21 protein-coding genes and 1 pseudogene are annotated in these 21832 nt (G+C 63.5%); 9 read left to right on the forward strand and 13 right to left on the reverse strand.

Annotation, left to right across the window (positions count from 1 at the left end; all coding sequences use genetic code 11):
- Positions 1 to 4 precede the first annotated feature (4 nt).
- From AC3WW4_RS08340 to AC3WW4_RS08370, 7 genes and pseudogenes are all read right to left on the reverse strand, one after another.
- A pseudogene (locus AC3WW4_RS08340) lies at positions 5 to 118 on the reverse strand (hypothetical protein); the annotation flags it as partial.
- Between the two features lie 62 nt (positions 119 to 180).
- On the reverse strand, positions 181 to 408 hold the full coding sequence (locus AC3WW4_RS08345) for a hypothetical protein (protein WP_488827926.1): 228 nt from the start codon (positions 406 to 408) through the stop codon (positions 181 to 183).
- A 226-nt stretch (positions 409 to 634) separates the two neighbouring features.
- Positions 635 to 1024, reverse strand: a complete 390-nt coding sequence (locus AC3WW4_RS08350) for a hypothetical protein (protein ID WP_488827928.1) — start codon at positions 1022 to 1024, stop codon at positions 635 to 637.
- 605 nt (positions 1025 to 1629) lie between these two features.
- Positions 1630 to 2178, reverse strand: a complete 549-nt coding sequence (locus AC3WW4_RS08355; RefSeq protein WP_488829795.1) for a hypothetical protein — start codon at positions 2176 to 2178, stop codon at positions 1630 to 1632.
- Positions 2079 to 2390 (reverse strand): LPD1 domain-containing protein, encoded by a 312-nt coding sequence (locus tag AC3WW4_RS08360; protein WP_488829711.1) that lies wholly within the window; start codon positions 2388 to 2390, stop codon positions 2079 to 2081. Before AC3WW4_RS08360 ends, AC3WW4_RS08355 begins: the two co-directional genes overlap by 100 nt.
- A 1007-nt stretch (positions 2391 to 3397) precedes the next feature.
- On the reverse strand, positions 3398 to 5212 hold the full coding sequence (locus AC3WW4_RS08365) for a PHA/PHB synthase family protein (protein WP_488827930.1): 1815 nt from the start codon (positions 5210 to 5212) through the stop codon (positions 3398 to 3400).
- A gap of 104 nt (positions 5213 to 5316) precedes the next feature.
- Positions 5317 to 6804, reverse strand: a complete 1488-nt coding sequence (locus tag AC3WW4_RS08370; protein ID WP_488827932.1) for an NAD-dependent succinate-semialdehyde dehydrogenase — start codon at positions 6802 to 6804, stop codon at positions 5317 to 5319.
- A gap of 150 nt (positions 6805 to 6954) precedes the next feature.
- Here AC3WW4_RS08370 and alaS point away from each other — a divergent pair, with 150 nt between their 5' ends.
- From alaS to dut, 6 genes are all read left to right on the forward strand, one after another.
- Complete coding sequence (alaS, locus tag AC3WW4_RS08375; protein WP_488827934.1) at positions 6955 to 9609, forward strand: alanine--tRNA ligase; 2655 nt, start codon at positions 6955 to 6957, stop codon at positions 9607 to 9609.
- A gap of 194 nt (positions 9610 to 9803) precedes the next feature.
- The gene (locus tag AC3WW4_RS08380) at positions 9804 to 10688 is read left to right on the forward strand and encodes a metal-dependent hydrolase (protein ID WP_488827935.1); all 885 of its coding nucleotides are present in this window, start codon (positions 9804 to 9806) and stop codon (positions 10686 to 10688) included.
- A gap of 73 nt (positions 10689 to 10761) precedes the next feature.
- Complete coding sequence (locus AC3WW4_RS08385) at positions 10762 to 11826, forward strand: AraC family transcriptional regulator (protein WP_488827936.1); 1065 nt, start codon at positions 10762 to 10764, stop codon at positions 11824 to 11826.
- A 199-nt stretch (positions 11827 to 12025) separates the two neighbouring features.
- A complete protein-coding gene (locus tag AC3WW4_RS08390) occupies positions 12026 to 13048 on the forward strand; it encodes an AraC family transcriptional regulator (protein WP_488827937.1) in 1023 nt (340 codons plus the stop codon).
- A gap of 50 nt (positions 13049 to 13098) precedes the next feature.
- Positions 13099 to 14331 carry a bifunctional phosphopantothenoylcysteine decarboxylase/phosphopantothenate--cysteine ligase CoaBC gene (gene coaBC, locus AC3WW4_RS08395; protein ID WP_488827939.1) on the forward strand — a complete coding sequence of 411 codons (1233 nt, stop codon included), beginning with the start codon at positions 13099 to 13101 and terminating at the stop codon, positions 14329 to 14331.
- A complete protein-coding gene (dut, locus tag AC3WW4_RS08400) occupies positions 14328 to 14777 on the forward strand; it encodes a dUTP diphosphatase (RefSeq protein WP_488827941.1) in 450 nt (149 codons plus the stop codon). Before coaBC ends, dut begins: the two co-directional genes overlap by 4 nt.
- 79 nt (positions 14778 to 14856) lie before the next feature.
- Here the strand turns inward: dut and AC3WW4_RS08405 are convergent, their stop codons facing one another.
- A complete protein-coding gene (locus AC3WW4_RS08405; RefSeq protein WP_488827943.1) occupies positions 14857 to 15378 on the reverse strand; it encodes an FKBP-type peptidyl-prolyl cis-trans isomerase in 522 nt (173 codons plus the stop codon).
- 126 nt (positions 15379 to 15504) lie between these two features.
- Here AC3WW4_RS08405 and AC3WW4_RS08410 point away from each other — a divergent pair, with 126 nt between their 5' ends.
- From AC3WW4_RS08410 to AC3WW4_RS08420, 3 genes are all read left to right on the forward strand, one after another.
- The gene (locus AC3WW4_RS08410) at positions 15505 to 16740 is read left to right on the forward strand and encodes a ribosomal protein uL16 3-hydroxylase (RefSeq protein WP_488827945.1); all 1236 of its coding nucleotides are present in this window, start codon (positions 15505 to 15507) and stop codon (positions 16738 to 16740) included.
- 27 nt (positions 16741 to 16767) lie between these two features.
- Positions 16768 to 17319 (forward strand): hypothetical protein, encoded by a 552-nt coding sequence (locus AC3WW4_RS08415; protein ID WP_488827947.1) that lies wholly within the window; start codon positions 16768 to 16770, stop codon positions 17317 to 17319.
- Between the two features lie 117 nt (positions 17320 to 17436).
- Positions 17437 to 17661 (forward strand): hypothetical protein, encoded by a 225-nt coding sequence (locus AC3WW4_RS08420; protein ID WP_488827949.1) that lies wholly within the window; start codon positions 17437 to 17439, stop codon positions 17659 to 17661.
- Between the two features lie 140 nt (positions 17662 to 17801).
- Here the strand turns inward: AC3WW4_RS08420 and bamC are convergent, their stop codons facing one another.
- From bamC to fliE, 5 genes are all read right to left on the reverse strand, one after another.
- A complete protein-coding gene (gene bamC / locus AC3WW4_RS08425) occupies positions 17802 to 18947 on the reverse strand; it encodes an NlpB/DapX family lipoprotein (RefSeq protein WP_488827951.1) in 1146 nt (381 codons plus the stop codon).
- Between the two features lie 63 nt (positions 18948 to 19010).
- On the reverse strand, positions 19011 to 19892 hold the full coding sequence (gene dapA, locus AC3WW4_RS08430) for a 4-hydroxy-tetrahydrodipicolinate synthase (RefSeq protein WP_488827953.1): 882 nt from the start codon (positions 19890 to 19892) through the stop codon (positions 19011 to 19013).
- Positions 19893 to 19955: 63 nt separating this feature from the next.
- Positions 19956 to 20087 (reverse strand): hypothetical protein, encoded by a 132-nt coding sequence (locus tag AC3WW4_RS08435; RefSeq protein ID WP_488827954.1) that lies wholly within the window; start codon positions 20085 to 20087, stop codon positions 19956 to 19958.
- 9 nt (positions 20088 to 20096) lie between these two features.
- Complete coding sequence (locus AC3WW4_RS08440) at positions 20097 to 21317, reverse strand: MFS transporter (protein ID WP_488827956.1); 1221 nt, start codon at positions 21315 to 21317, stop codon at positions 20097 to 20099.
- Positions 21318 to 21339: 22 nt separating this feature from the next.
- Positions 21340 to 21690, reverse strand: coding sequence for a flagellar hook-basal body complex protein FliE (fliE, locus tag AC3WW4_RS08445; RefSeq protein WP_488827958.1), 351 nt, complete (start codon positions 21688 to 21690; stop codon positions 21340 to 21342).
- Positions 21691 to 21832 lie beyond the last annotated feature (142 nt).

Consider the following 21832-nt stretch of genomic DNA (forward strand, 5'->3'; position numbering starts at 1 on the left):
AGGGCACATCTGAGAAGGTGGTCTTCCCGTTGGCCTGGCACTTCCAGACGTTTTGGGCCATCCCGGCTTGTGGCCAGAGCAGCGCTATGAACGTGGCAAGAATCACTGTTTTCATCATCTCTCCCGATTATTCGTTTTTTCCTCTGGGCCGTTCGTTTAACGGCTTGGGTCGATACCCGTTCAAACTCGACAAGCGCTGTGGGCTGCCTCGTACTTTGTGAGTAAGCGTCTTCTTTCGTTGAACTTCTCGGTGGCGATGAGCTTCCCATTGCCGATGTCTCGCATGAAGACAATGAAGCCGTCGATGATCACCGCCGTGCCGCTCCACAAGTCCGATTTCGGCGCTGCTTGGCACTTAGGAACCAGAATGGCATCGGCGTCGCGCTTTATTGCTTGTAGGCCCGGCATGTGCGGCTAGGACTTTGCGCCATGACGTCCGAGAGGAACATGGCAGGGCAGGGCGCTAGCCACGTGGCAAGAGGTAACCATCCCAAAATACCTACTGTACACACACAGTGTTCTGCGCCAAGCGCCCGGACCAAGTCAACACCGGAGGGGGAGACGCAGGCCATCAACAATGACACTACCTGAACACTGCTGCGATCGCCCGCGGCGCCAAGGAGCAAGGGGGCAACTAGCGTGGCGGTTGATAGGCAGGTGCATCCTTTAGGATCTCGTCAATCTCACTGTCAAGCTTCCCATTGAATGGGACCAGCTTGACGGGCGCGGGCTCAGCGACTGGAGCCTGCGCAGGAGTCACAACAGGCGCTGGCTGGGCTACCTGGGCGGCCGGCCTCTCATCGCGCTCAAGCCACGGCACGATGACAGCTGCAACGGTGAGCACCCACGCCAGCTTGAGAAATCCGCCCGGCCATCCTGATTTGGCCCGCTCCGTGAAAAACAGCGAAAACAGCCCGAAGATCAGGCCGGCCAGCAGGAGCGGAGATACCCAGGTCATCAGCCACGCTTCGATGTGCCTGCTGTCAAAGTAGATCAGGGGATTCCCCAGGGCAACAACCGCCATGCCTACTACATGGCGAGCAAGCACCAGAGTGGGCGCTATTGGTGGTTGGGTAACTGTGTTCATGGGCACAATCTACCAGCGTGTAACGCGTTTCAGGGTGGTCTACTTCCCAGGGATGCCCTACGCATATAGGGGGTGTGCTGTGCAGCTCGTCGGACGGTTTGGCGTGGGGAACGGGCGGCGGATCTTTGCGCCTTTGACACGCGCGTCCGGGATGACTCATATGCTGCTGCAGTCAGTTCTTCATGGACATTCAACACATGCGATGACCTTGAGCAACTCTGCAATCGAAAGGCACTCATCGACGTTAGTGCGGCTGCTGCCCGGAATCAAGACTGTCCGGCCGCCCCAGGTGTGAAATTCGCGCCTGACAAGGCAATAGCATCCCGCTGGCAGCGAAACAACGAAATGATGGAAGTTCATGAATAGCTCCAAGATGTTGGGACTACTCAAGTGTGCTGCTCAGGCTCCGAGTCACGGACACGCACGAGTATTCGGCTATTACCGGTATGAAGCGCCCCCGTGGGGTTGTTGATTCGATTGGGGCGACGAGGCGCTGCTCCCTGGACAAGGCGAGCTCTTCAAGCGTGCCATGATGGTTTCGGCTACTTGCTTGGCGGAGCAAGGCGAGCGTCGCAGTCTGCGGGGCTGGTGCTATGCCCTGCGAAGCTGAAGCGCGGGCCGCCCGGATTGGATTCCTGAGCGACGCGCTTGACCAGGCCGGCCTCTCCAGTGCCGATGCACTCGGCCATCGTGGCCTGCCCGTCGTCTGACTTCTTCCAGGCGGCCACCTCGGCGCGCACCTTCTCATCACTTGACGCGATGGTCCGCATTTTGGTGATGTAATCCGCGTTGCGCTCAAAGCGCACCTTTGAACCACGGTGGAACAGAGCATGGAACACGGTACGGAAGACATCGACAGCCGACTCCGCGCCGTCCGAAAAGAGGACGATGGAACCATCGTGGAGAGCCATGCCCTTTGGAACCGAGGCAAACGGGTTGACCAGGCCGATGTCCTCCGGACGGGCCACAACCTGCACCGTTGGCGCGCCCACTACACGCCTGAGCGCAGACTCGACGGTCTTTTTGACCGCATCAAACGAAAGCTGGGCATGGGTTGAGTCCGGGGCGCGGATGGTGCTGAAAAGTGCCACTGATGCCACACTCGTCCTCGCGGGTCTGGACCTGTCTGGGAGAAGTTGTCGAATGCCTCACGAATCGCCGGCATCTCGTCCATCGACGGGTATTTGTAGGCGCCCTGCATCGCGTACAGGGTGTCGTTGACCACGTTGGCAAGGTAGTCGTGCGACTTGTTCTGGTCTTGCAGCTTGGCGATGCTGTAACTCTCGAATGATCGCGCCGCCATCTCCGGTCCAGTTGACCAGTAATCCTTCACGCCGCTTGGCGTCCAGTTTGCTTGACCGCTCCCGCATCCCAGTGCGGTTGATGACGCCCATCAATTCACGGAAGGCGTTGACCATTTCGGGGCGCACGCCTTCACCTCGGCCAGCGTGGCTGTCCGTCATGAACCCGGCTTTCATGCCGCGCATCCGGGCGAAGTAGTTGTCAACGGCGTGAAACCACTCATGCGCCAGTGAGCCGGCGCCGTTCTTTCGGGCCTCGGCCTCACCAAAGAGCGGCATATGCCAGACAGCGGCAGAGGCAGAGGCAGAGGCAGAGGCAGAGGCAGAGGCAGAGGCAGAGGCGGGCACTGTGCGCCCAATACGCGCGCGCGTGAGAAGCCCCTCGGGGTCGATGCAAAGCTGAGTTCTCGGAACAGTACGCGCGTGCGTGCGAGACACCCGCGCACATGATCCATTGCCGGATCATCGGCGCCGCATTCACCACAACCACCTGAGCCAAGAAAACGGCTGACCTGGTGCGATAGCCTGTTATGAAATGTCATGGTTTCCGGAGGTGTGCGGTGCGTGCCCTCCTACGCATACATCGCGCGCATGAGGACACCAACAAAGTTTCGTACACCACCGGGGGAGGGGCGGCTCTGAACTCGGTAACCTCAAGACTAGGAAATCCCGCTCCCTCGCAGGCGGGGAAAAAATCCCCCATAGCAATCAATCAGTTAATCAAATCAGGGGCGGCACCGGGCCGGGGGGGCTTCAGGCGTGTAATCAGCGCCAGCTTGTTGCACAAGAGCATCACCGAACTTACCGAGCGGACGGGCGGGCTACTGCTGGCGCTGCTTGGTGGGGGTACAAAACTCAAGCGGGGGAACAAATGGGGGAACGGATTTGATCTTCGATATTTTTCAACATAAAAATCAATAGTTTAGGATGGGTTTTGGCTTCCCATCACCCCACATGACAGTCAAAGGCCGCTAGGAACATACACCTAGCGGCCTTTTTCATTGGTGGTTCAGCTCTCCAACACGTAGGTGCCCGGTGCTGGCGCCAACTCTGGGAAAGCGGCGTTGGCGGCTGGTCGAGCGTTCACCAGCTTGCCTGCCCGCGGCTTCAACCACGCCATCCAGTCTTCCCACCACGAACCCTCGTGCTGCTCGGCGCGCTTGAGCCAGGCTTCGGGCCTGTCGGAGCGGTGGGCCTCGGCCACACGGAAGCGGCGCTTGGGTGGCGTCACCACGGGGTTGACGATGCCCAGGATGTGCCCCGAGGTGGACAGCACATAGCGCTTGGGGCCTGTGAAGTGGTTGTTGACGTGGAAGGTCTGCTTCCACGGCGCCACGTGGTCGTCTTCGGCCGAGACGGCATACAGCGGCTGGTTGATGCGGGCCAGATCCAGCGGCTCGCCGGCCACCGTGAGCGCGTCGGGCTGAATCAAAAGGTTCTTCAGGTAAAGCTGATGCAGATACCAGCTGTGCATGGCCTCAGGCATGCGGGTGGCATCCATGTTCCAGTACAGCACGTCAAACGGCGGTGGGGGCTCACCGTTGAGCCAGCCTTGTTCTACGTAATGCCAGATCAGGCTGTTCGATCGCAGCAGGCGGAAGGAAGCGGCCATGTCCTTGCCGTCCAGGTAGCCGGTGCGGGCCATCTTGCGGTCCAGGTAGTTGATGCTGGATTCGTCGATGAAGACGTTGATGTCCCCCGGCGCATGGAAGTCGACCAGGGTGGTGAAGAGCGTGAGGTCGGCCACCGGCACGTCTTCGGGCGCGAAGTGCTTGTTGGCCCAGGCCATGTACATGCTCAGGCCGGTGCCGCCAATGCAGTAGCCCACGGCGTGCACCTTGTCCGCGCCGCTCATCGCGCGTGCCGTCTCGATGATCCCGTGGATGCCTTCGGTCAGGTAGTCGTCAAAGCGGATGTCGCGCATCGAGGCATCCGGGTTCTTCCAGCTGGTGATGTAGACGTCCAATCCCTGATCGAGCAGGAAGCGCACCATGCTCTTCTTGGGCGTCAGGTCCAGCACGTAGAACTTGTTGATCCACGGCGTGACGATGACGACCGGCTCCGCATGCACCTTGGCCTGGGTGGGCGCGTAGTGAATCACCTCCACCAGGCGATTTCGCATCACGACCGACCCCGGCGTGGTGGCCAGGTTCTCGCCCACCTTGAAATCGTCCGGGTTCGTCATGCGGATCTCGCCCGCCTTCATGTCTTCCAGGAAGATCTCGTAGCCCTTGCGCAGGCTCTCACCCTTGGTCTCGATGGCATGCCGGATAGCGACCGGGTTGGTCAGCAGGTAGTTGGACGGCGCCATGGCGTTGAGCCAGTTGCGCCACCAGAACGCCGCCTTGCGCCGCTCCTGCTTGGACAAGCCGGGCGTGTCATAGAGCATGTCCTGCGTGTGGTGCGTGAACGCGAGATACCACTCCTTGAGCAGGTCCCAGCTGGGCGCTTCCGTCCAGACCGGGTCGGCAAAACGCACGTCTTCGCCGTTCACCTTGATGGGGTCTTCGCTGGGCAGCCCCATCAGGCGGTTGAGCGTGTGCCACTGCAGATTCCACAGGTCCGTCGACAGGCGGATCATGCGGTCGGTCAACTCCTGGGGGTGCGTCAGCCAAGCGAGCTGGGCGTGGGCGATGGGCGCAGTCATGCCCAGCGGGTCCACGGTGTCTTCGACCGTGTGATGAAGTTGTTCCAGGGTCTGCGCCATCACCTTGCCAGGATCACTCATGTCAGCTTGGCGGGCCTCGGCGGCGTTGCCGGACCTGGATCTGGTGCTGCTTTTGGCGCTGGTCTTGCTGCCTGCTGCGCGCGTTGTCTTGGCCATGACCCCGGACTCCTGTCTGTTCACGTCGGTTCACTGTCAAGCTGACAGTATGACCGACGATCTTGACGCTCGGACAGCGAGGCGCAGGCTGGGCGTGGGTGCGCTCAGGTGTTCAGGCCACCCAGGCACAGGTACTTGATCTCCAGGTAGTCGTCCATACCCTGGCGGGCACCTTCGCGGCCCAGGCCCGACTGCTTGACCCCGCCAAACGGTGCCTCGCAGTGCGAGATCATGCCGGTGTTGACGCCCACCATGCCGTACTCCAGCGCCTCGCCCACGCGGAAAATGCGGCCCATGTCGCGGCTGAAGAAGTAGCTGGCCAGGCCGAACTCGGTGTTGTTGGCTGCCGCAATGGCCTCGGCCTCGGTCTCGAACTTGAAGACCGGGGCCACCGGGCCGAAGATTTCTTCGCGGGCGACACGCATGTCGCTGCTCACATTGGCCAGCACGGTGGGCTGGTAGAACGACCCGCCTTCGACCTGGGCCGGGGCGCCGCCGGTCAGCACCTTCGCGCCCTTGGCTACAGCGTCGGCCACCAGGGTCTCGACCTTGTTGAGGGCCTCGGCATCGATCAACGGGCCTTGCACCACGCCTTGCTCAAAGCCGTTGCCTACCTTGATCTCGGCCACGCGGGCAGCCAGACGGGTCACGAAGGCGTCGTAGATGCTGGCCTGCACATACATGCGGTTGGCGCACACGCAGGTCTGGCCCGAGTTGCGGTACTTGCTCGCCAGCGCGCCTTCCACGGCCACGTCCAGATCGGCATCGTCGAACACGATCAGGGGCGCATTGCCGCCCAACTCCAGCGACAACTTCTTGACCGTGGGCGCGCACTGCTGCATCAGGATACGGCCCACCTCGGTGGAGCCGGTGAAGGACAGGTGGCGCACCGTGTCGCTGGCGCACAAGGCCTTGCCCACCTCAATCGAACGCTGGGCATCGGCCGTGAGGACGTTGAGCACGCCAAGTGGCATGCCGGCACGCTGGGCCAGTTCGGCGACAGCCAGGGCCGACAAGGGGGTGGCTTCAGCCGGCTTGATGACGACCGGGCAGCCAGCCGCCAAGGCCGGGGCGACCTTGCGCGTGATCATGGCCACCGGGAAGTTCCACGGGGTGATGGCCGCGCACACGCCCACAGGCTGGCGCAGCACCAGCAGGCGCTTGGCCGGGTCCGGGCTGGGAATGGTCTCGCCATAGACACGGCGCGCCTCTTCGGCAAACCACTCCACGAAGCTGGCACCGTAGAGCACCTCACCCCTGGCCTCGGCCAGTGGTTTGCCTTGCTCGGCCGTCATGATGCGGGCCAGATCGTCGGCGTGCTGGTTCAGCAGCTGGAACCACTTCATCAGGATGGCGGCGCGGGCCTTGGCCGGCAGGGCGCGCCAGGCCGGCCAGGCCGCATTGGCGGCCGCGATGGCAGCTTGCGTCTGCTCGCCGCCCAGGTTGGGTACCTCGGCCAGCACGTCGCCGGTGGCTGGGTCGGTCACGGCAAAGCGTTGCGGGGCGTCCACCCACTGCCCGTTGATCAAAGCGTGTGTCTTGAGCAAGGTCGGGTCTTGCAGGGCGGCCAACGGGGAGGAGGTGAGGCTCATGTCGTTCTCGCTTGCTTGTGAGTGGATCTGTGTGTGTCAAGCCCTCGATCATAGGGGGCGAGCGAAATCTATAATCTAACGTTATGCCCGGCGTGTCCACGCTGCGGACACTGCGCCTGAGCGCACCAGATCAAGAGAGAGTTCCTCCCCATGAAAGCCGCAGACATCCGCAAGACCTTCCTGGAGTACTTCCAGTCCAAGGGCCACGCCATCGTGGCGTCCAGCCCCGTCGTGCCGGGCGACGACCCGACCCTGCTGTTCACCAATGCCGGGATGAACCAGTTCAAGGACGTGTTCCTGGGCTTTGACAAGCGTCCGTACTCGCGTGCCACCACCTCGCAAAAGTGCATCCGCGCTGGCGGCAAGCACAACGACCTGGACAACGTCGGCTACACCGCCCGTCACCACACCTTCTTCGAGATGCTGGGCAACTTCTCGTTCGGTGACTACTTCAAGCACGACGCCATCAGCTACGCCTGGGAATTGCTGACCGAGCAGTTCAAGCTGCCCAAGGACAAGCTGTGGGTCACCGTCTATCACGAGGACGACGAGGCGTACGAGATCTGGAACAAGGTGGTGGGCGTGCCTGCCGAGCGCATCGTGCGCATCGGCGACAACAAGGGCGGCCGCTACATGTCCGACAACTTCTGGATGATGGGCGACACCGGCCCCTGCGGCCCTTGCACCGAGATCTTCTACGACCACGGCCCGGACATCGCCGGCGGCCCTCCCGGCAGCCCCGATGAAGACGGCGACCGTTACATCGAGATCTGGAACAACGTCTTCATGCAGTTCAACCGCACCGAAGACGGCGTGATGCACCCGCTGCCCAAGCCCTCGGTGGACACCGGCATGGGCCTGGAGCGCATTGCCACCGTGCTGCAAGGCAAGCACAGCAACTACGAAATCGACCTGTTTCAGGCCCTGCTGGCCGCAGCCAAGACTGCGGTGGACGCGGCCGGTGGCGCTTCGGCGGCCACGGGCGTGGAAGGCGTCGGCTGCGACGCCGCCAGCCCCAGCCTGAAGGTCATTGCTGACCACATTCGCGCCTGCTCGTTCACGGTGGCCGATGGCGTGATCCCCAGCAACGAAGGCCGCGGCTACGTGCTGCGCCGCATCACCCGCCGCGCCATCCGCCACGGCTACAAGCTGGGCGCCCGCACCCCGTTCTTCCACAAGCTGGTGTCGGCCCTGGTCGCGCAAATGGGCGAGGCCTACCCCGAACTGCGCCAGAACGAAAGGCGCATCACCGAGGTCCTCAAGACCGAAGAAGAGCGCTTCTTCCAGACCATTGCCCACGGCATGGAAATCCTGGAAGGCGCCCTGGCTTCGGGTTCCAAGCAAATTGACGGTGAAACGGCTTTCAAGCTGCACGACACCTACGGCTTCCCGGTGGACCTGACTGCCGACGTGTGCCGTGAGCGCGATGTGACCGTGGACCAGGCCGGCTTCGACGCTGCCATGGCCCGCCAGCGCGAGCAGGCCCGTGCCGCCGGCAAGTTCAAGATGGCCACCGGCCTCGAATACGCGGGCGTGCCCACGGGCTTCCATGGCTACGAACACCTGACGGTGGACGCGGCCAACGTGACCGCCATCTATGTGGACGGCGCCTCGGTGCAAGAAGCCCAGGCCGGTGACGACGCCGTCATCGTGCTGGACCACACCCCGTTCTACGCCGAATCCGGCGGTCAGTGCGGCGACAGCGGTGACCTGCGCAACGCCACCAGCCGCTTCGTGGTGGAAGACACGCAAAAAATCCAGGCTGATGTGTTCGGCCACCACGGCCGCGTGGTCGAGGGTGCCATCAAGGTGGGCGACAAGCTCAACGCCAAGGTGGACGCCGAGCTGCGCGCCAAGACCGTGCGCAATCACAGCGCCACCCACCTGATGCACAAGGCACTGCGCGAAGTGCTGGGCGACCACGTGCAGCAAAAGGGCTCGCAGGTCACCGCCGACCGCACCCGTTTCGACTTCGCCCACAACGCGCCGCTGACCGCCGAGCAGATCCGCGAAGTGGAAGAACTGGTCAACGCCGAGGTGCTGCTCAACGCCGAAGCCCAGGCCCAGGTGATGGCGCTGGAAGACGCCCAAAAGACCGGCGCCATGATGCTGTTCGGCGAGAAGTACGCCGAAACCGTGCGCGTCCTGAGCATCGGCTCCTCCAAGGAGCTGTGCGGCGGTACCCACGTGCAGCGCACCGGCGACATCGGCCTGTTCAAGATCGTGGCCGAAGGCGGTGTGGCTGCGGGCGTGCGGCGCGTCGAAGCCATCACGGGCGCCAACGCCCTGGCTTACACGCAGAACCTGGAGACCACCCTGGACGGCGTGGCCGCCTTGCTCAAGGCCACCCCGCACGAGGTGCCGGCCCGCGTGGCCGCCGCGCAAGAGCAGATTCGCGCCCTGGAAAAAGAAATCGCTGCCCTCAAGGGCAAGCTGGCCTCCAGCCAAGGCGACGAGCTGATGACCCAGGCCGCCGACATCAAGGGCGTCAAGGTGCTGGCCGCCACGCTGGAAGGCGCTGACGCCAAGACCTTGCGCGAGACCATGGACAAGCTCAAAGACAAGCTCAAGACCGCCGTCATCGTGCTGGCGGCCGTGGATGGTGGCAAGGTGCAGATTGCAGCCGGCGTGACTGCCGACAGCACGGCCAAGGTCAAGGCCGGCGAGCTGGTCAACTTTGTGGCCCAGCAAGTGGGCGGCAAGGGCGGCGGCAAGCCCGACATGGCCATGGCCGGCGGCACCGAGCCAGCGGCCTTGCCGGCGGCGCTGGCCAGCGTTCAGGCCTGGGTGACCGAGCGCCTCTGACGCGGCCTGTTGCCAGGCCAAGGCAGCCAACCTGCCCAAAAGGACTCCTTCGGGAGTCCTTTTTTGTTGTCCTCGGTGAAAACACCAACGTGAGGATGTCGCACAGGAAACCCTCCTGTCACCCCCTATCCTGTTGTGCAGGCGGGGGAGTTCTTACCATGTGTCTATTCTGGATACACCGACGAGGACGACAGATGGCCCCGCAGACCGACAAGCAACACCCGATCGTGCCCCGTGAGAAGCTGGACTTCGGGCTCGACGAGAGCATCCCGAAGTACTGGTTCGGTGGCGACCCATTCCGTACCCGCTTCTTCGACGCCATGTCCTTGATCTTCCCGCCTGGCGAGAAGTTCTTCATGGTGACCGTGCGCGACTACCGCGATCAGGTGCACGACCCCAAGCTGCTGCAGGACATCAAGGACTTCAATCGCCAGGAAGCCCAGCACAGCATGGTGCACAACCAGTACAACGAGTTGCTGCGCAAGCAGGGCATGCCGGTGGACGAGATGATCGGCTGGCTCGACAACCTGCTGTTCACCAAGTACCGCAGCCGCTTCAGTCGCCAGTACACCCTGGCCATCACCGGGGCGCTGGAGCACCTGACGGCCCTGGGCGCGCACGCCATGTTCGACGAGCGCGACATCCTGGGTGACGCCCACCCCAATGTGCGAGCCCTGTACGCTTGGCACGCCATTGAAGAGGTCGAGCACAAGGGCGTCGCCTACGACGTGATGATTGACTACGCCAAGGTGGGTTACGTTCGCCGTGTCACCGCGTTGGTGCATGCCACGGTCATGTTCCCCCGTGTGATCTTCAAGTTCGCCAACCGCATGTTGAAGGAAGACGGGTTCAGCTTCTGGGAGCGTGTCAAGCTCAACATCAAGGGTCTCCACTGGCTGCTCAAGCCTGGTGGCTTCCTGTGGCCCACCCACAAGCACTATGTCCAGTACTACAAGCCGGGCTACCACCCCTGGCAGGAAACCGATCAGCCAGGCTATGCCGAATGGCTGGCGGGCTTCAACCTGCATCGCAACCCAGTCGAGGCCAGTGAGCTGATGCGCGCGGCCATGCTGCGGTGAACCCTCGCAGGCACGACCTGCCAAGTTGGTTAGACTTCGGCACGCCTTGAATGTAGGTGTGCCGATGTCGTTCATGCGTATCCCTCTGCCTCCTCCTGCCGTCCTGGAAGCCATGGGCATCAAGCCCATTCCCTTGTTCATGCTCTCCGCATGGATCAAGGCTGCCACCAAGTGCGGCTTCAACGTCCAGCCCCTGTTCAAAGAGGCTGGCATCAAGATCGACCTGATCCGGCTGGAAGACGCGCGCGTCTCGCCGCTGCAACTCATCTCCTTGCTGGAGCAGTGTGTGGCCCTGTCGCCCGATCAGTACTTCCCGCTGGTCTTGGGCGACACCTTTGCGTTCGAGTCCCTGCCCGAGTTCGAAACCCTGCTGACCACCAGCGCCAGCCTGCGCGAAGCCCTGCGCGCGGCCGATCTGGCCCGCCTGATGGTCTTGCCGTGGCTGACCATCGAGGTCAAGGAAGAGGGCGATGAAGCGCGCGTTTGTGTGGCCTTCGACCTGCCCATGCAAAAGCTGGTGGCCCACGCCTTGCCATTGCACCTGGTCATCCACGCCACCTTGGCCTGCATCCGCAAGTTCGGGCGCACCCTGCAAGGGACGGAGTCCGGCTTCATCGGTGTCGAGTTCAAAGGCCCCCCCATCAGCCAGGCAGACAAGCTGGAAGCATTTTTTGGTGTGCCCATCACGTTCCATGCGCCCGCCGATGCCCTGAGAATCGAGCGTCACCTGCTGGATCAACCCCTGGAAGGGGCCTTCCCCGCGCTGCATGAACAGGCCCAGTTCCTGGCCGAGCAGCGACTGGGCCGCGAAGCGCGTCGACAGGGCGTGGGCGCAGAGATCGAGAGCCTGCTGGCCCGCGAACCCGAACTGCTGGCGCTGGGAGTCGAGGACATGGCCGAGCGTTTGAACCTGCACCCCCGCACCTTGCAGCGCCGCCTCAAGGACGAAGACGACAGCTACCTGGGCGTGCAGGCCCGCATGCGGCATCGCCTGGCCTGCCAGTGGCTCAAGCAAGGTCAGCAGTCCATTGACGAGATCAGCCTGCGGCTCGGCTTTTCCGACCGCCGCGCGTTCACGGCCGCCTTCAAGCGCTGGGAGGGCACCACCCCCAGCGTGTGGCGGGAACAGCAGCTTTGACACCTTGTCGCCCCCTGAATGCAGGGGTGTGGGGCGGGTTTACGCGGCCACCACATGGGTGGTGGTTGGCGCGAAATGATCCTAATCGGGGGTCCGCCTTCCTTGTGCGGGTCGTAGCGGCGACATAAATTTGAGGCATTCAGACGCCCGTTAGCAGTCTAGGTCAGCGCCTGTCTTGATGCCCACTATGCAACGCTCCTTGTCCACATCGTCCGTGCCCGTTCCGTCTCTGGGAAGCTGGCGCCAAGCCGCGTCCGCTTGCGGCTTCACGATCGACCCGGTTCTGCGCGAACTGGGGATCAATCAACACGATCCGCACGCCCAGCTGCGCGTGTCGCCGCTCAACCTGTTCAAGGCCTTCACCTTGTGTGTCGAGCGGGCGCGCGGTCACCACTTTCCCTTCGCGCTGGGCGAGAACTTCATGTTCGAGCACTACGCCGAGTTCGATGCCTTTGTGAGCTCCAGCTCCAGCATCCGTGAACTGCTCGAGTTGGCCGGCTGGGCCCGGGAGCTGCTGGCGCCCTGGATGTCCCTGCGGCTCGATGAGTTTGGCGCCGAGGCCCACCTTCGGGTCGTCATGGACGTGCCGGACATCGATCCGCGTGAGCTGTGCCATGTGCGCGAGGTGGTGCTGGCGGCCGTCAACCAACTGATCAAGCGCGCCACCCGTGGCTCGCACTGGCTCCTGTCGGTGCGCATGGCCATGCCCGCGCCGGCTCACCAGCAACGTTTCGCCGAGCACTTCGGGGTGCCCGTGTTTTTCAACGAAAGCGCCGATGCTCTGGTGATGGACCGTCGTTGGCTGGACATGCCCCTCAACGAGCCCGTGCCCGAGGCCCTCAGCCAGGCGCGTCAGCGCATCGAGCGCCGCTTGAGCCAGGAGGGTGGCGAGCGTCGCATCGTCGACGAGGTGCGCTGGGCGCTGGAGCGCCGGCCCGAGTTGCTGCGCGAGGGCCTGGAGGCCACGGCCAACGCCCTGGGTCTGCACCCCCGCACCCTGCAACGCCGCCTGCAAACAGAAGGCGTCAAGTACGTGGACATCCAGTCCGAGGCCAAGTGCAACCGCGCCCAGGTGATGTTGCGCCGTCGCGCCATCAGCATGGAGTCCATCAGTGACGAGCTGGGCTTCTCGGATCGCCGTGCCTTCACCTTTGCGTTCAAGCGCTGGACGGGCCTGTCCCCCAGCGCGTACCGCAGCCAGTTGGGCGCCGTCAAAGCCTGAGTGAACGCTGCGGGGCGGGCAGGGGCTCAGAGCCTGATAGAGTCCGAGCCATGTCCGAACCCTCAGAACTCCAGGGCAAGCACATCGTGCTGGGCCTGACAGGCGGCATCGCCTGCTACAAATCGGCCGAATTCGTGCGCCTGCTGACCAAAGCAGGGGCCACCGTTCAGGTGGTCATGACCGAAGCGGCCGCGTCCTTCATCACCCCGGTGACCATGCAGGCCCTGTCGGGACGCCCGGTGGTGACCAGCCAATGGGATGCGCGCGAACCCAACAATATGGCGCACATCAACCTCGGGCGTGAAGCCGATGCCATCGTGCTGGCGCCTGCCAGTGCCGATTTCATCGCGCGCCTGGTACAGGGCCGGGCCGACGAATTGCTGAGCCTGACCTGCCTGGCGCGCCCGCGTGAGCGCTGCCCCTTGCTGGTGGCTCCAGCGATGAACCGGGAAATGTGGTCGCACCCGGCCACGCAGCGCAATGTGGCGCAACTGGTGGCCGACGGTGCTTTGATCCTGGGCCCCGGCAATGGCGACCAGGCCTGCGGCGAAGTAGGCGACGGCCGCATGCTGGAGCCGGCCGAGTTGCTCGAAGACCTGATTGCCTTCTTCCAGCCCAAGGTGCTGGCCGGCAAGCGTTTGCTGATCACGGCGGGTCCCACGTTCGAGCCCATCGACCCGGTGCGCGGCATCACCAACCACTCCAGCGGCAAGATGGGCTTTGCCATCGCGCGGGCTGCCCGGGAAGCCGGTGCCGAAGTCACCCTGGTGGCCGGTCCGGTCCACCTGCCGACACCGCGTGGCGTGCGTCGCCACAATGTGATGACCGCGCAGCAGATGTTCGATGCCGTGGTGCCACAGGCCGCGCAGCATGACGTGTTCATCGCCACGGCTGCGGTGGCCGATTGGCGTCCGGTCAATTCGGCCGAGCACAAGATCAAGAAGGAGGGCACCAAGGCCGTGCCCTCGTTCGAGCTTACCGAGAACCCTGACATCCTCGCTGCTGTCGCCGGTTTGAGTGCGCCGCCTTACTGCGTCGGCTTTGCCGCCGAGAGCGAACGGCTGCTGGAACACGCACGCGCCAAAATGCACCGCAAGGGCATTCCGCTGATCGTTGGCAACCTGGGCCCTGCCACCTTTGGGCGCGATGACAACGCCTTGCTGCTGATCGACGCCCACACCGATCGCGCCTTGCCGCCCGATGGCAGCCGCGCCGACAAGCTCACCCTGGCCCGGGCATTGATGCAAGACATCGCCCACCGACTTCAAGCTGTGACCCCATGACCACTGTCGACATCCGTATCCTTGACGCCCGCGTGGCCGATGCCTTGCCCGCTTACGCCACCCCCGGCAGCGCCGGACTCGATCTGCGTGCCTGTGTGGACAGCCCGGTGGTGCTGGCGCCTGGTCAGGCGCAACTGATCCCGACGGGGCTGGCCATGCACCTGGGGGATCCCGGTCTGGCCGCGATGATCCTGCCGCGTTCAGGCCTCGGTCACAAGCACGGCATCGTGCTGGGCAACCTGGTCGGTCTGATCGACTCGGATTACCAGGGCCCGCTGATGGTGAGTTGTTGGAACCGGGGCAGTGAGCCCTTTACCATTCAACCGCTGGAGCGCATTGCCCAGCTGGTGATCGTGCCGGTGGTGCAGGCGCAGTTCCGCCTGGTCGACAGCTTCGATGCCAGTGAGCGTGGCGAAGGGGGCTTCGGCTCCACCGGGCGCGCCTGAGGTCCCGGGCAGGCTGCGCCTCTGCGCGCGCAGCAAAAAGGCCGCACGTGGCGGCCTCTGGTCATCGGGGAGGGGGGCGTCAGTGCAGGGTTTCGCCAGGCGGGGTCGAGGGTGTGAAGCCCACCAGGACCTCCGACACAGAGCCTTGTTCGACTTCTTCCTCGGTGGCGGCGCGCACGTCCAGTACCTTGAGGCTGATGCGCACGGCCAAACCGGCCAACGGGTGGTTGCCGTCCAGGACCACATGGCTGTCGTACACCTCGGTGACGGTGTAGATGGCATCCGGGTTCAGGTCGGGCGTCTTTGAGCCTTCGGGCGGGCCATCGAACTGCATGCCCTCGGCCACTTCAGGCGGGAAAATCTCGCGCGCTTCAAAGAAAACCAGGTCGGCGTCATAGTCGCCAAAGGCGTGCTCGGGCTCCAGGTGCAGATGGGCTTCAAAGCCTACGCTTTGGCCCAGCAGGGTCTCTTCGACCTTGGGCAGGAGGTCTTCTCCGCCCAACAGAAACTCCATCGGCTCGTTGAGTTCGTCTACCAATTGGCCCTGGGCATCTTCCAGACGCCACACCAGGCTCACGACACAGGGTGAGGAAATGATCATGACGCGATCATCTCATGAGGTGCCGGGTTCTGTGTGCGAGGGGCATGCCGTTCGTGCTGTGAGCGAAGCCAGTTTTCGTTGAGCGGTATCAGCGCCATTGCGTTCAGTTGGCGCCACAATGCGGGCATGAAATCGACCAAAACTTCTGCCTCTGTGGCGGCAGCACCCGCCACACCGGCTGGCCCCTTGCCCATCGATCAAATCACGCCCTTGCTGGGCGGCATGTCGCCCGAGACCTTCATGCGGCGCTATTGGCAGAAGAAGCCCTTGCTGATTCGTCAGGCCATGCCAGGCGTGCGCTCGCCCATCGAGCGCAGCAAGCTGTTCGCGCTTGCAGGGCAAGAGGAGGTCGAGTCCCGTCTGATCGTGCGCGAGCATGCCACCGGGTCGGCTGGGGTGAAGAAAAGCCGGGGCAAGGCGGTGCCTACCGCTGGTCAGTGGCAACTCACGCACGGCCCCCTGAGCCGGCGCAGCCTGCCACCTCTGGACCAACCCGGTTGGACCTTGCTGGTGCAGGGCCTGGACCTGCACGTGCCCGCCGCCTACGATCTGCTGCAGCAGTTCCGTTTTGTGCCCGACGCGCGTCTGGACGATCTGATGATCTCGTATGCGACCGATGGCGGTGGCGTCGGCCCGCATTACGACTCGTATGACGTGTTCCTGTTGCAGGTGCATGGCCAGCGTCGCTGGCGCATTGGGCCCCTGAAAGACACCCGTCTGCAAGAGGATGTGCCGCTGAAGATTCTGACGCACTTCGTACCCGAAGAAGAGCATGTGCTGGAGGCTGGCGACATGCTTTATCTGCCGCCGGGTTGGGCGCACGATGGCATCGCGCAAGGTGAGTGCATGACCTGCTCGATCGGCTTCCGTGTGCCGGAAGGCACCGATCTGGCCCGCGAGGTGCTGATTCGCTGGATGGAAGGCATGGACACGGCCGACAAGCCCCGTCTGTACCAAGACCCCAAGCAGGCCGCGACCGGCACGCCGGGTCTGATCCCCGACGCCTTGCGCCAGTTCACGGCCGACGCCGTGGCGCGCCTGATGAAGGATCCGGCCGGGCTGCAATCGGCCCTGGGCGAAATTCTGACCGAACCCAAGCCGCGCGTCTGGTTCCAGTCTGGTGAGCCCTTGCCGGAAGGGGCGGGCGTGCGCCTGGACCCGCGCACGCGCATGATGTACGACGAGCAACGGGTGTTTGCCAACGGCGAGTCGTGGCGGGCGGGCGGCAAGGATGCCCGGCATTTGCGTCAACTGGCCGATCAGCGTTTCCTGTCGGCGGCCGTTGTGGCGCAGGCCAGCGACGCCGTGCGCGAGTTGCTCAACCAGTGGGCGGAAGACGGGTGGTTGCACCCCTTGGCGTGACGCACGGCTCGTGACAAGATCGCGCTCATGAGTGAAGACACCGTGAATCCTTCGGGGACGGCCGACGCTGGGGCCGTGCCCCCGGCGATCTCGGAGTTGTCCGGGCGCATCAGCAGCTGGCGTGATTTTTCAGATCGTGTCAGCGCGGCCATGGCGATGGCAGCAGCTGAACCGGGCCCCATGACGCTCTGTGACCGCGATTTCGCGCACTGGCCACTGGGCCAGCGTGAGGTGGTGGAAGCCTTCCAGCAATGGGTGTTGGGTTCGGCACGCGAAATCCGGTGCGTGGTTCAGGCCGCGACCTTCGACGGGTTTGTACGGGCTCATCCGCGATGGGTGAACTGGCGCAAGCTCTGGGCGCATCGTGTGCCGTGCTTCGAGTCGCCAGAGGACCTGGCCTTGTCGGTGCCCACCATGCTGGTGCTGCACGACAGACTGGCCTTGCGGATCGTCGAGCCGCTGGTCGGGCGGGGCTTGTGGACCCGTGATCCAGCCGTCATGGGCGATTGGCTGGCTGAGGTTGATGTTATTTCGCAACGTTCTCACGATGCGCTGCCACCAACCACGCTGGGGCTATAAGGGTTAGCCTGATACGCCGTATAATCAGCAGCTGAATATTGAGCGAAGCCAAATGTGTGGCGTCGCACATATTTCCAATATCACCGGTTTTATTGACACTCCTTTGAGGATAAAAGCATGAAAAAGTCGCTCCTGCTGGCTTCGCTGATCGCTGCCGTTGCCCTGGCCGCTTGTGGTAAGAAGGAACAAGCTGCTGTTGAAGCCGCTTCTGCCGCTTCCGAAGTCGCCTCCGAAGTCGCTCCTGCTGTTCAAGCCGCTTCCGAAGCCGCTTCGGCTGTGGTTGACGCTGCTTCCGCAGTGGTCGAAGCAGCTTCTGAAGTTGCCTCCGCTGCTTCGAACTGATCTCAGTTCGACTGCGAAAAGCCGCTCTTCGGAGCGGCTTTTTTTATGCCAGCGCGGCTTGCTGTGTGACGCATGTGAAAAAACCCGGGGGCTTGCGCCATCCGGGTTTTTTTTTGGGCTCTGCCTGAACCGAGTTTCGGTCAGTTGAGCTCGGTCAGCAACTGTTGTGCGATGCGCTTGCCGGTCGCGCTGGTGGTGGGCTTGCCTTGCTCGTCGAGCACGCTCACCACGCTGCTGTTGCCTTGGCCTTGTACCGTCACCTGGTAACGGCTCAGGCTGCCTTCGCTCTGGTCATTGCCGCCAAACAGGCGTGAGAAGAAGCCTGGCTTGCTGGCAGTCGGATCGTTGGCCGAGAGGCGTACTTCAAAGCTGCCTTGGCGGCGGTCACGGTTCTCGACGGTGAAGCCGCTGCGGTCCAGCGCAAGGCCCACACGACGCCAGGTGGTGTCCGGGTCAGCGGCCACCGTCAGGCCATTGCCTTGGGCATTGAGCTGGGCGATGTTGGGGGTGGCAGCAGGCGTGGCGGCTTGGGCCGAATCACGCTTGAGGGCGTCGGCTTCCTCCTGGGTGCCACCGAGCACGATCATCAGGCGCGACAGCATTTCAGCTTCGAGCCCTGGGTCACTTGGGCGTGCGCGCCAGGTGGTGCGCTCTTTCTTGCTGTCTTCGTATTCTTCGCTCATGCCGCGATGGCTGACGTAGACCTCGGTGCCATTGGCGGTGCGCTCGATGCGGGTACGGTACATGTCACGCTCGCCGGTGTCGTAGAGCATGTCGAACACGCGACCCAGGGTCTGGCGGATCAGACCGTCCTTGGGGACCTTGGCGCGGTTTTCGGCCCAGGTGGTTTCCATCACACCGACTTCAGGCTGGTTGATGGCCAGCGAGAACCCGTTGTCTTCCCAGTACTTGCTGACCTGATTCCACACCTTGTCGGCCGGTTGATCGACCACCAGCCAGCGGTTCTGGCCTTGGCGTTCGAGCTTCACGCCGCCTTTGGTTGCCACGGCCACCGTGGCCTGACCGCTGCTGGCCGCAGCCTCGGCGCGGGTGAGCGTGCTGGCGCTGACCGAGGACGTCGGCAGCTGGTTGTAGCGAACCTGACCGGGCAGCTGACTCAGATCGGGGGGCACATCCAGGCGCACCGTCTTGGCACCGCTGGTGCGGTAGTCCACTTTGTCGCCGCCGAGGGCGTCGTTGATGGTCGAGCAGCCGGAGACCAGCAGCAGGGACGCCAGGGTGGCGCCCAGAACGAGGGGAGTCGATTGACGAGGTGTGTTCGGCATGTGCGGTGCGTGAAGGTCAGATCCCGACGCCTGTGGGTCGGGAGGGTGTCAGGATCAGAAGGGTTACAACACCCCAGATTCGTGCAGAGCGGCCTTGACCTGCTCTTGCGATGCCGCTGACAGGGGCGTCAAGGGCAGTCGCAGTGCACCGCCGGCCTTACCCATGTGTGCGAGAGCCCACTTGACCGGGATGGGGTTCGGCTCGATGAAGAGTTGCTTGTGCAGGGGCAGCAGCTTCATGTGCAGTTCGATGGCGCGCTTGGCATCTTGTGCCATGGCGGCCTTGCACAGGTCGGCCATGTCGCGCGGGGCGACGTTGGCAGTGACGCTGATGTTGCCGTGGCCGCCCATCGTCATCAGGTGAACGGCGGTGGGGTCGTCACCCGAGAAGATAGAGAAGCCCTTGGGGGCTTGCTTGATCAGCCAGGCGGCGCGGTCAAGGTTGCCGGTGGCTTCCTTGATGCCGATGATGCCGGGCAGCTGCGCCAGACGCAGGGCGGTTTCGGGCAGCATGTCGGCGACCGTACGGCCGGGCACGTTGTAGAGCACCACGGGGATGTCCACGGCTTCGACAATCGCCTTGAAGTGCTGGTAGATGCCTTCTTGGGTGGGCTTGTTGTAGTACGGGACCACCTGCAGGGTGCAGTCGGCGCCGACTTTCTTGGCGAACTGGCTCAGTGCGATGGCTTCGCGGGTGGAGTTGGCGCCCGCGCCGGCCATGATGGGCACGCGGCCCGCAGCCTGTTCCACCGCGACACGGATGATTTCGCAGTGTTCTTCGACGGACACGGTCGGGGACTCGCCCGTGGTGCCCACCACGCCGATGCAGTTGGTGCCTTCAGCGATGTGCCAGTCGATCAGTTTGCGCAGGGTGCCGTAGTCGACGCTGCCGTCTTCAAACAAGGGGGTGATCAGGGCGACGATGCTGCCAAAAATGGGTTTCATGGTGTTTCCTTCTATCTGATCATTCTAATGGGCTGAAAGCATGGTTCTCAGCGGCTGGCATGGTCAGAAGCAACTCCAGATGCGCCCGGCCAGATCGACGATCAGGTCGGGAGAAAAGTACAGCGAAAAAACCAGTGCAAGCACCATGGCGACCGCCAGGTAGCCCAGAGTGATGCGGTGACGGCGTGCCCACATGGCGCAGCGTCACGGCGCAACCGTGCGCGGCACGGGCGTCTGGTGTTCGCGGATGGGGAGGTTCAAGGCGCCTGCGACCACGCCCAGGCCAATGGCCAGCCACCACACGACCTGATAGCTGCCGCTGGCATCGTAGAGGCGCCCGGCCAGCCACACGCCCATGAACGAGCCGATCTGATGCGAGAAGAACACGATGCCCCCCAGCATGGAGAGGTGGCGAACCCCATGCATCTGGGCGACGACGGCGTTGGTGGGTGGCACGGTGGACAGCCACAGGGCCCCCATGACGGCGGCGAAGATGCCCACGCTCAGGGGCGTCAGCGGCAGGCTGATGAACACGATCATGACCACCGCGCGGGTCAGATAAATGCCGGAGAGGATCCAGTTCTTGCGAAGCCGTTGACCGAGGACGCCGGCCGCATAGGTGCCAATGACGTTGAACAGGCCGATGAGCGCCAGAGCGGTGGTGGCGACTTCGGGGCCAAGTTGCTGGTCTTTCAGGTAGCTGGGCAGGTGGATGCCGATGAAGGCGACCTGAAAGCCGCAGACAAAATAGCCCGCGGTCAGCAACAGGAAGTCACGGTGACCGAAGGCATCTCGCAAGGCGGCCGAGGCCGATTGTGGGGGCGGGGCGCTGGCATGGGGCTCAGCCTGAGGGGCTTCGCGCAGTCCGAACGCGATGGGGCCAATGAGCAGGGCGGACAGCGCCAACGCCATCAGGGCCGCCGACCAGTCCATGCGGTGCAGCAGGGTGCTGGCCAGGGGCACCATGAGGAACTGACCGAAGGAGCCGGCGGCTGCGGTGATGCCCATGGCCCAGGAGCGTTGCTGCGCGCTGATGTTGCGACCGATGATGCCGTAGATGACCGAGTAGGTGCAGCAGGCTTGCGCCAGCCCGATGGTGACGCCGGTGGTCAGCAAAAAGGGCAGGTGCTCGGTGGTGGTGGCCATGCCGAACAGGCCGAGCGCGTAGAGGATGCCGCCTGCCCACAAGACTTTGAAGGCCCCGCCGCGGTCGGCCCACCAGCCCACAAAGGGGCCGGCAGCGCCCCAGACCAGGTTCTGCAGCGCCAGCGCCAGGGAGAAATGCTCTCGCGTCCAGCCGTGCGCCATGGTGATGGGCTGCAGCCACAAGCCGAAGGCGTGGCGGATGCCCATGGAGAGGGTGACGACGAGGGCGCCACACAGCAGCAGTTGCGCCAGGGGCAAGGGGCGGGAGGAGGAGGACATGGCAGGCAGGTGAGCGTGAGGCTCAAACCTGCATGTTCATGATATCGGTATACGCCTGAACGAGTTTGTTGCGCACCTGAACGGCCGACTGAAAGCCCAGTTGCGCTTTTTGCATGGCGATCATGGTTTCTTCCAGGCTGACGGTGGGGTTGTCAAACTGGACCTCGCGCTGCATGGTGGCGGCGGTGGCCTGGGTCTGGCTGATGGAGCTCAGGGCGCCCGCGAAGGCGTTTTGGAAGCTGGGCTTTTCGACCGCAGCCGCACCGCCTGTGCCGGCCAATCGGGTGTTGGCCTCGACCCGGCGCGCGACGTCGGCCATGCCGGCCTTGGTGGCGGCCTGTGCGAAGTCAAAGGGCTTGAGTTTGAGGTCCATGGTGCGGATCTGTCCGACGGGGGCGTGGTGCCGATCACCACACTTCGCACTCTAGCGGGGCGCGAAGTGCGTGATGCGCTGAAGAAGTTGGCAATTCAGGGGCTGTTTCGGCCACAGGCAAGGCTGGAAGTCTCAATAATCA

The sequence above is a fragment of the Aquabacterium sp. TM01 genome (genome assembly GCF_057808345.1).